9 protein-coding genes and 1 pseudogene are annotated in these 9,853 nt (G+C 31.8%); 5 read left to right on the plus strand and 5 right to left on the minus strand.

From position 1 onward, the window contains the following. Positions 1-2: 2 nt before the first annotated feature. Complete coding sequence (locus BMY33_RS04325) at positions 3-1,559, minus strand: NAD(P)/FAD-dependent oxidoreductase (RefSeq protein ID WP_091406012.1); 1,557 nt, start codon at positions 1,557-1,559, stop codon at positions 3-5. Between the two features lie 51 nt (positions 1,560-1,610). Next, on the minus strand, positions 1,611-2,339 hold the full coding sequence (locus tag BMY33_RS04330) for an NYN domain-containing protein (RefSeq protein WP_091406013.1): 729 nt from the start codon (positions 2,337-2,339) through the stop codon (positions 1,611-1,613). A 54-nt stretch (positions 2,340-2,393) separates the two neighbouring features. Here BMY33_RS04330 and BMY33_RS04335 point away from each other — a divergent pair, with 54 nt between their 5' ends. After that, positions 2,394-3,128, plus strand: coding sequence for a YqjF family protein (locus BMY33_RS04335; RefSeq protein WP_091406015.1), 735 nt, complete (start codon positions 2,394-2,396; stop codon positions 3,126-3,128). 203 nt (positions 3,129-3,331) lie between these two features. Beyond that, a complete protein-coding gene (locus BMY33_RS04340; RefSeq protein WP_091406018.1) occupies positions 3,332-3,841 on the plus strand; it encodes a porin family protein in 510 nt (169 codons plus the stop codon). A 54-nt stretch (positions 3,842-3,895) separates the two neighbouring features. Here BMY33_RS04340 and BMY33_RS04345 read toward each other — a convergent pair whose 3' ends face one another. Next, positions 3,896-5,131: a DEAD/DEAH box helicase gene (locus BMY33_RS04345; RefSeq protein WP_091406020.1), complete on the minus strand. Its 1,236-nt coding sequence runs from the start codon at positions 5,129-5,131 to the stop codon at positions 3,896-3,898. A 238-nt stretch (positions 5,132-5,369) separates the two neighbouring features. Here BMY33_RS04345 and BMY33_RS04350 point away from each other — a divergent pair, with 238 nt between their 5' ends. From BMY33_RS04350 to BMY33_RS04360, 3 genes are read left to right on the plus strand one after another with little or no spacing between them, the layout of a single operon-like run. Further along, complete coding sequence (locus BMY33_RS04350; protein ID WP_091406023.1) at positions 5,370-7,295, plus strand: vWA domain-containing protein; 1,926 nt, start codon at positions 5,370-5,372, stop codon at positions 7,293-7,295. Further along, positions 7,292-8,545 (plus strand): dihydroorotase, encoded by a 1,254-nt coding sequence (locus BMY33_RS04355; protein ID WP_091406098.1) that lies wholly within the window; start codon positions 7,292-7,294, stop codon positions 8,543-8,545. Before BMY33_RS04350 ends, BMY33_RS04355 begins: the two co-directional genes overlap by 4 nt. Positions 8,546-8,560: 15 nt before the next feature. Next, positions 8,561-8,890 carry a hypothetical protein gene (locus tag BMY33_RS04360; protein WP_091406025.1) on the plus strand — a complete coding sequence of 110 codons (330 nt, stop codon included), beginning with the start codon at positions 8,561-8,563 and terminating at the stop codon, positions 8,888-8,890. A 4-nt stretch (positions 8,891-8,894) separates the two neighbouring features. Here the strand turns inward: BMY33_RS04360 and BMY33_RS04365 are convergent, their stop codons facing one another. Then, entirely contained in the window at positions 8,895-9,242 is a 348-nt protein-coding gene (locus BMY33_RS04365; RefSeq protein WP_139195583.1) for a hypothetical protein, read from the minus strand. A gap of 190 nt (positions 9,243-9,432) precedes the next feature. Further along, positions 9,433-9,853, minus strand: a pseudogene (locus tag BMY33_RS23365) (alginate export family protein); the annotation flags it as partial.

Here is a 9,853-nt window from a genome sequence, read left to right on the forward strand (position 1 = left end):
TTCTAATTTATCGTTTTGATACAAGCTGCTGCACATTTTTCTCCATCAATAGCAGCAGAAATAATACCACCAGCATAGCCCGCTCCTTCTCCGCAAGGATATAGCCCTTTTATTTGTGTATGCTCTAAAGTCTTTCTATCTCTTGGAATTCTAACCGGAGAAGATGTTCTTGATTCTGGCGCATGAACGACTGCTTCATTAGTCAAATACCCCTTCATACTTTTATCAAAAGCTTTAAAACCATGCTGAAGTGTTTTATGAATAAATTTAGGAAAAACTTCTCCCATATCTATTGAACTTAAACCAGGTTTATAAGACGTTTCTGGTAAATCTACTGATACTTTCCCTTTAGTCAAATCTGCCAATCTCTGCGCGGGAACACGTTGAGTTTCTCCTGCTAAATGCCAAGATTTCTGTTCAATACTTTTCTGAAAATACATACCAGACAAAGGTCCATATTTAGAGAAATCTTTAAAATCTTCCAAACGAAGTTCTACGACGATTCCGCTATTAGAAGTTGGTTGATCTCTTTTAGACGGCGACCAACCGTTAGTAACTACTTCTCCGGGACTCGTGGCACAAGGTGCAATAACTCCTCCAGGACACATGCAAAAGGAATACATTCCTCTACCATCAACCTGCTTTACAATACTATAAGGTGATGGTGGTAAATAAGGACCTCTAACTTCACATTTATACTGTATTTGATCTATCAATTGCTGAGAATGTTCTACTCTAACTCCTAATGCAAAAGGTTTAGCTTCAATTTCGATTTTCTTTTTATGTAATAACTCAAAAACGTCTCTTGCGGAATGTCCAGTAGCCAGAATAACCTTATTGGTTGTTATACTATCGCCATTATGAAGGCTTACTGAATGAATTTCATCATTTTTAATGCTAAAATCAGTTACTCTAGTTTCAAAATGTACTTCTCCTCCGTGCGCTCTTATTTTTTGTCTAATAGCCGCTATGATTGCAGGTAATTTATTGGTACCAATATGAGGGTGAGCTTCTACTAAAATTTGATCTGTAGCACCAAAACCAACTAATAATTGAAGAATTCGATTTACATCTCCTCGTTTCTTAGAACGTGTATATAATTTACCATCGCTATAAGTTCCTGCACCTCCTTCTCCAAAACAGTAATTCGAATCCTCATTTACAATATGATCTCTATTTATTGCTTTTAGATCTCTTCTTCTTTCACGAACATCTTTTCCTCTTTCTAATACAATTGGTTTGTATCCTAGCTCTACGCATCGTAACGCTGCAAACAAACCTGCGGGCCCAGCACCAATAATTACCACTTCACTAGCATTAGAAACGTCTGGATAATCAGGTAATTGAATTGGTATTTCTTCAAAATCCTCTTGCACAAATACCTTTATCTTCAAGTTTACTTTGATAGCCTTTTGACGAGCATCAATAGAACGTTTTAAAACTTGTATGTGTCTAATCTCATCAACCGAAATGCCATTTTTTTTAGAAACTACAATCTTCAATCGATCTGGATCTACAGCAATTTCTGGTGATACTTGTATGCTAAATTCGTATTGCAAAGGATATATATTCTAATTTTCGCGAAGATACAATGTTACCTATAAACAACTCTATTTGTTACGAACATAAATCAGTTTAAATTTTCCGCTGGTATGTTCCCGTTCATCTATCTCAAATTGTTTAAGAGAATTGAACAAAGGTGTCAATTTTGAAAACCCAAAATTTCTGGAATCAAAGTTTGGTTGTTTCTTAAGAATTAGGGAACCTACATCTCCTAAAAATGCCCATCCATCTTCACTTGCTGCATCATCAACTGAATTCCTTAATAACCTTATTGTTTTTGGAGTGATTTTATCTAAGTTAGATTTATCGGACTTTTCTTTACCATCCTTTTTCTCTGTATCTTTTTTCAAGATTTCTAGGTAAATAAACTTATCACAAGCCACGATAAAAGGGTCCGGTGTTTTCTTCTCTCCAATTCCATATACAACAACACCAGCTTCTCTTAGCCTCATAGCCAATTTAGTGAAATCACTATCCGAAGACACTAAACAAAAACCATTAACTTTTTCGGAATACAGAATATCCATTGCATCTATAATCATGGCAGAATCGGTGGCATTCTTTCCTGTAGTATAACTATATTGTTGTATCGGATTTATTGCATTTTCTAACAAAATATTTTTCCATTTTGCTAGGTATGGTTTTGTCCAATCACCATAAATACGTTTAATAGTAGGAGTTCCATACTTGGTAATCTCCTCCATCATTTCTTTTATATACTTGGCTGGTATATTATCCCCATCGATTAGGACCGCCAATTTTGTATCTTTCATCATGGTTTTAAAGGTACACAAATACGATATCTAAAAAAAGAATTCAATAGTAATCTAATGGACATTAAAGAAATACTGAAAAACACAGAACATAGATCATGGGAATTACCTTCTGATAATTGGAAATTTTATCAAGAATGGAATAGAGCAATATTCTTACATTGGGAAGTAGACTATCAAAAATTAAGAAAATTTGTTCCTAAAGAACTAGAAATAGATCTATTTGAAGGAAAACCATGGATATCAATAGTTGCCTTTTCAATGGAAAAAATCAGACCTAAATTTCTTCCTTACTTTCCTCCTATTTCTAACTTCGATGAAATCAATATCCGTACTTATATCAAATCAGAAAATAAAACAGGAGTATACTTCTTAAGTATTGAGGGAGGAAAAAGAATTTCTTGCAGGATTGCAAAAACTATCTCTGAGCTTCCTTATAGATATTCTAAAATCAAAAGAAGAACCACTAGTTATTTATCTAATAATAATCAATACAACGACTCTCTACAAATCAATTTTGAAGAAGGCGCAAACCAAACCAATAAATCTGAACTTGACATTTGGCTAACAGAAAGGTATGCTCTTTTCCAGGATACTAAAAATTCAATTAATGAATATGAAATCCATCATCCAGAATGGTCTATCCAAGATATTGAAATCAACAATTTAGAAGTGAATTATCCCCGCTTCGATGATTTATTAAACGGAAAACCTCATAAAACAAGTTACTCTAAAGGTGTTCAAGTAATTGCCTGGGGAATGAATAAAAAGAATAAGGTCACTTATCGTTAAAAATTTTATTTATCAATAATATTATCTAAAAAAAATGTTTTTAATCTAGAAAAACAAATACTTCGTCGATACTATCTATAATTGAGATCAGAAGAAAATGACAACAAAAAATCACTCTAAATCTGCTTTTTCATTAAAAAAACTTTAACTTTTATTAATATATAAGTTTCTATATTTGATTTAAACAAACAATCAATATACCCATGAAAAAACTATTTTTTTTAGCCATTGCGCTTATCGGTTTTACGACAGTTTCAAATGCCCAAAGCTTAAAATTTGGTGTTAAAGGAGGAGTAAATTTTGCTAATATAGATTCTCGATTTGACACTGATGCCAGAACTGGTTTTCATCTAGGAGCGGTAGCAACTATAGGTTTACCTGGTAAATTTGCTATTCAACCAGAAGTATTGTATTCTGCTCAAGGTACTGATGATTTAAAAGTTGATTACATTAACGTTCCAATTCTAGTAAAATATAAATTCTTAAAGTTTCTTAGTTTCGAGGCAGGACCACAATTCGGTGTTGTTGTGAATGATGACTATGAAGTTGGTGAGCCAGAAAGTTTTGATGTAAGTGTTGCCGCTGGAGCGGGTGTTACCTTTGGGAAATTCTTTGCGCAAGTAAGATATAATCATGGTCTTACGGATGTTGATGATGCTATTAGCAGTCAAAATAGAACTTTTCAACTTTCTGTAGGATATTATATTTTTTAAAAAAAAAGCTATAAACCTATAAAAAATGGCGGAAGTTAAGCTTCCGCCCTTTTTTTACGATCTATTTTTTCTTCTTCTATTATTATTTCTATTATTTCGTCTAGGTTTAGAGGAATTTTGTTTTTTCTTTGGTGGTGCTGCATTGTAATCAAAAACAAAACTAGGCTCAAAACCTTCTATAACTTCTTTAGGTAGTGTTAATCCTAATAATTTTTCTATTCCTTTTACATAAGCGACTTCTTCTTGAGAAACTAATGAAATTGCTTCTCCGCTAGCTCCTGCTCTACCGGTTCTTCCAATTCTATGAACATAGTCTTCAGAAATGTTTGGTAATTCATAATTAATCACATGTGGTAATAAAGGGATATCAAGTCCACGTGCTGCTATATCCGTCGCTACTAATACTCTGATTTTATTTTGTTTAAAACCACTTAATGCTTTGGTTCTTGCTCCTTGACTTTTATTTCCATGAATTGCGGCAGATGTAATTCCGTTTTTCCCTAACTTTTCGCTTAAGCGATTTGCTCCGTGTTTTGTCCGTGTAAAAATCAATACTTGTTTCCAATTCCCTTCGGATATCAACTTAATAACTACAGAAGATTTCTTCGCCTTATCAACTTTATACATCTTTTGATCTACCTTCTCAGCTGTTGTATTTTCCGGAGCGGCCTCTACAGAAACAGGATTATGTAAAATTCCGTTAGCTAATTTTTTAATTTCTTTAGAAAATGTAGCAGAAAATAATAAGTTTTGTCTTTTCTGAGGTAATAATGCTAGAATTTTATTGATATCTCTCTGAAATCCCATATCCAGCATTCGATCAGCTTCATCCAATACTAATATTTCAATCTTAGAAAGCGATAAGGCTTTTCTTTCATGTAAATCTAACAAACGACCAGGAGTAGCTACTAAAACATCAACTCCATTTCTAAGTGCTTTTATCTGAGGGTTTGCATTTACACCTCCAAAAACAACTATAGATTTTAGATCCATATAAGTGCTATATGCTCTCACATTATCTAATATCTGAGCTGCCAATTCTCTGGTGGGAGTTAAAATTAGCGTCCGGATCGGTCTTTTTCTAAAAGGTTTTTCTTGAGATAACAGCTGAAGGATTGGCAACGTAAAACCTGCCGTTTTACCAGTACCAGTTTGAGCGGATGCTAAAACATCTTTCCCTTCTAAAATTGGTGGTATAGCTTTTTCTTGTATTGGCGAAGGTGTTGTATACCCTTTTTTTTCGATTGCTTTTAACAAAGCATCGGATAATCCTAATGAATTAAATGACATATAAATTGTTTAAGAAACAACAATCTACTACATAATGCCATTTCTGAATGAAGCCGCAAAGGTACGTTTAATTTTTAGTATATTATTTTACTAATAGTTTTCATGTTTTGTAAATACCTTAAAAGCAGGATATTTCTAAAAATAGTAGCTAGACAACTAAAATCTTACCCTAAAAATTCGTTAAGCCTAAACGGTCTATATCAAATCTTATAGTATATTTGACAAACATTAATCAAGAATGCAATTTAGACACCCAGAATTTCTTTATGCTTTATTTGCTCTTGTTATTCCCATTATAGTTCATTTATTTCAATTAAGACGTTTTCAGAAAGTACCTTTTACTAATGTGCAATTTCTAAAAGCGGTTACTATCCAGACTCGCAAAAGTTCTCAAATAAAAAAATGGCTAACCCTACTTGCTAGATTATTGGCATTTGCAGCACTTATTATTGCTTTTGCCCAACCATTTTTAGCTGCAGAAGAAATTGTTGGAAAAAAAAGTGAAACTGTCATCTATTTAGATAATTCATTTAGTATGCAAGCTAAAGGTCCTAAAGGCCCTTTATTACAGCGTGCTGTTCAGGAATTATTAAGTTCATTACCCGATGATGAAGTTATTTCAATATTTACAAATACAGAAACATTTAAAGAGGTTACCAAAAAGGATATTCGTAACGACTTACTACAATTAGAATACACATCAAATCAAATATCTTACAGTGCAGCATACTTAAAAGGGAAACAACTTTTAGGTAATTCACCTGAAACTATAAAACGTATCATTATGGTTTCCGATTTTCAGCAAAAAGATGAAGCTTTTGATATTCCTGCTGATGTAGAAACTAAAACAAATCTTATAAAATTAGTACCTGTAACACGGCAGAATATTGCTATCGATAGTCTTTCTCTAAGGCGTGATGAAAATAATGAGATGGCTCTGAATGTCTTATTAAGTAATACTGATGCTAAAGCTGATAATATTTCTGTCGCTTTTTACAACGAAGAAAAACTAATTGCAAAAACATCTACTTCTATCCCTAAGGATAGTAAAACTTCTATTCAGTTTAAAATTGATGAGAATACTAAAATTAATGGTCGTATTGTTATAGAAGATCCATCATTAACTTTTGATAACTATCGATATTTTACAATAAATACCCCAGAAAAAATAAAAGTTGTAGCTATTAATGAAGCTTCTGATAATTTTATAAAAAATATTTATACCCCTGATGAATTTTTATTAATCAGTGCTAAAATTGATGAACTAAATTATAATGATATAGGTAATGCTAATCTAGTACTCATAAATGAAATTAAGCAAATTCCTATTTCATTAATTAACGCTCTTAAATCTTTTAAGGACCAAGGTGGTAGCATTTGTTTTATTCCTGCTACAGACGGTAACCTTATTTCATACCAACAATTTATTAATAACTTTTCTTCAGAAAGTTTAGTAACTCATAGTCCCCAAGAAAAGAAAATTACAGGAATTAACTTTTCTCATCCACTATACAGAGGTGTTTTTGATAAAACAATAACAAATTTTCAATACCCAAAAGTAAACTCGTATTACCAAACAAGTGCTAGTAATACCATTCTTTCTTTTGAGGATAGTAATCCTTTTTTATATCTAACAAATACGATGTATATCTTTACTGCATCTATTAACAATGAAAACTCTAATTTTAAGAACTCTCCATTAATTGTTCCTACGTTATATAATATTGGAAAACAAAGTCTCAAACTATCTAATATTTCATATAACATAGGCCAATCAAATACTTATGACGTACCTATTTCATTAGGGCAAGATGGAATTTTGTCTTTAGAATCTGATGTAGAAAGTAGCATCCCATTGCAACAAAGTTTTGCTACCAAAGTACGGATAACAACCGATGAAGTTCCTTCTAAAGCGGGAATTTATGCGCTTAAAGATAAAGAAAAATTGATCCAACATGTAAGTTACAATTACAACACTTTAGAAAGTGATTTACAATACTATAATCTTTCTTCTACCAAAGAATATGAGGTAAATGATTCAGTTACTACTCTATTTGAGCAGATAAAAGAAGAAACCAGTATTGATGAACTTTGGAAATGGTTTATTATTTTTGCTTTGATTTTCTTATTAATCGAAATCTTATTATTAAAATATCTCAAATGAACTTATTATTAAAGGCAGCTACTATTATTGACCCTTCATCTCCCTTTCATAATCAGACCGTAGATATTCTTATCGAAAATGGAATCATTAAAGATATCGACTCTTTAATCGAGCCAACAGAAAATATTGAGGAAATTAAATTAGATACTTTATATGTATCCCAAGGATGGTTCGATAGTAGTGTTAGTTTTGGAGAACCTGGCTATGAAGAACGAGAAACAATTGTTAATGGACTGAATGTAGCCGCAAAAAGTGGTTTTACTTCTATTGGATTAAATCCTAATACATTGCCAATAACAGACACCAACGCTTCTGTTGGTTTTCTGAAAGGAAAATCATTACAAAATGCTGTAGATCTTTATCCTATTGGTGCTCTAACCACAAAATCTGAAGGTATTGACTTAGCTGAGCTTTATGATATGAAACAAGCTGGAGCAATTGCTTTTGGAGATTATAAAAAACCTATTAAAAATCCTAACCTACTAAAGATTGCTCTCCTATATGCTCAGAATTTTGATGGATTAGTACTTTCTTTTCCTCAGGATACGAGTATTGCTGGAAAAGGTATGGTGAATGAAGAAAAACAAAGCACACTCCTTGGTTTAAAAGGAATTCCTGCATTAGCAGAAGAATTACAGATCTGTAGAGACCTTTTCCTTTTAGAATATACTGGAGGTAAATTACATATTCCCACAATATCAACAGCTAAATCTGTCCAATTAATCCGAGAAGCTAAATCAAATAAATTAAAAGTTACCTGTAGTGTATCTGTTCATCATTTATTACTTACTGATGAAGAACTAACAAGTTTTGATACTAATTATAAAGTATTACCGCCTTTAAGAACCCAAAAAGATATAGAAGCACTTATTGATGGAGTTAAGGATGGAACTATTGATATGGTTACCAGTGATCACCAGCCTATTGATGTAGAAAATAAAAAAGTAGAGTTTGATAATGCAATGTATGGAACAATAGGTTTAGAAAGTACGTTCGGGATTCTAAATAGCATATTAGGTATTAATCAAACAGTATCATTGCTTACTAAAGGAAAATCAATATTTGGAATTGAAACTAATTCTATCGATAAAGGGAATAAAGCTAACTTATCATTATTTACCTCTAAAGGAAATACTGTATTTAAAGAAGAACATATTGAATCAACGTCTAAAAATAGTGCATTCTTAGAAAGAACTATTGAAGGTAATACATATGGAATTATTTCTAACGGACAAATAGTATTAAAATAAATACCTATCCTCATCATGCAATCAGATTACGAAAAACAAGGTAAAACAACAGCGATTATAGCATATATAACTATTATAGGTACTATTATAGCTTTATTTATGAATCAAGACAGCAAAAATAAATTTGCCAGCTTTCATATCAGACAAGCATTAGGGATTAATATCGGATTCTATTTATTAGGAGCCCTAGTAAGTATGTTTGACAATTGGATAATTTCGTCCTCTTTTTATATTTTTATTTTCGTTCTTTGGGTTTTTGGTTTAATAACCGCTATAAGAGAAGAACAAAAAACCGTTCCCATTGTTGGAGCATATTTTCAGGAATGGTTTACGTTCGTTAAATAATATTTTATTCCAAGAGAAATTTAGTTAGCTTTAGATCAGCAGAAAGTTGTATAACTAGTATTACAGAATCACTATCTGACTGTACTAAATATCTATAACCTTCATCTTGATCCATTAAATCAAATTCTGAAAATTTACCTTGACTATCCATATTTTTGGTGATAAACTCCTTTACTTTATCTAAATTAAATGCAGTCTGTAAGTCTCCAGAAAATTGATCAAAGATTTTCTGAGCATCATTAGCGTTATACGAATCAATTATAGTCTTCATTGTACTTTCATAATCAACATCTGTCTGGGAAACACCAATGTGGAAACAGAAAAACAGACTAAAATAGATTATTTTTTTCATCATTAAATTCATTTTAAGGAGCTTAAATTTAGGGAATATTCCACTAATAATAATCAAAATTAAGTATTAACACGTATTTAAGTAATAAGAATTACGTAATTATCAATGACCTACATTAAAAATTTTAAAATATCACAAAAAAACCTGCGAAACTGATTTCGCAGGTTTTAGATATAATATCATTAATAAATTATTGTTGTGGTTTCGGACTCCATTTTAAGAAGTTTGGTTTTACTACTAACATTGCCCATCCCCAGTTTTGTAATCCACTAGGATTGGTAACTCCTTTTAAAACTTCCATACTATCTCCTGCGAACATCTGAGAATATCCTATTTTTAAAGTAGCATACGGTAGTATTTTTTGAGTAAATACTAAGTCTAATTCGGTACCTAAATAATTATCATCAGTTCCTGCTATATCTTCTGCAGCAGAAAAATAGTGAAGCTTGGCTAATAGGCTACTACTTTTACCAGTTTTGATAACAGCTTTAGCATATATATCTTGTAATCCTACACTATTGGCGTGATTGCCTACATAGAAATAATCCATAAATCCATTAAATTTATGATTGGTTCCAAAAATAGGGAAGAAAGATGTAATCTCTCCATCA

Source organism: Aquimarina amphilecti (assembly GCF_900109375.1).
Taxonomy (GTDB): Bacteria; Bacteroidota; Bacteroidia; order Flavobacteriales; family Flavobacteriaceae; genus Aquimarina; species Aquimarina amphilecti.

Bases quoted from the DNA above. Each gene is read 5' to 3' on its own strand.
- BMY33_RS04330 (WP_091406013.1), bottom strand. From the start codon at position 2,339: ATGATGAAAGATACAAAATTGGCGGTCCTAATCGATGGGGATAATATA.
- BMY33_RS04335 (WP_091406015.1), top strand. From the start codon at position 2,394: ATGGACATTAAAGAAATACTGAAAAACACAGAACATAGATCATGGGAA.
- BMY33_RS04340 (WP_091406018.1), top strand. From the start codon at position 3,332: ATGAAAAAACTATTTTTTTTAGCCATTGCGCTTATCGGTTTTACGACA.
- BMY33_RS04345 (WP_091406020.1), bottom strand. From the start codon at position 5,131: ATGTCATTTAATTCATTAGGATTATCCGATGCTTTGTTAAAAGCAATC.
- BMY33_RS04350 (WP_091406023.1), top strand. From the start codon at position 5,370: ATGCAATTTAGACACCCAGAATTTCTTTATGCTTTATTTGCTCTTGTT.
- BMY33_RS04355 (WP_091406098.1), top strand. From the start codon at position 7,292: ATGAACTTATTATTAAAGGCAGCTACTATTATTGACCCTTCATCTCCC.
- BMY33_RS04360 (WP_091406025.1), top strand. From the start codon at position 8,561: ATGCAATCAGATTACGAAAAACAAGGTAAAACAACAGCGATTATAGCA.
- BMY33_RS04365 (WP_139195583.1), bottom strand. From the start codon at position 9,242: ATGAAAAAAATAATCTATTTTAGTCTGTTTTTCTGTTTCCACATTGGT.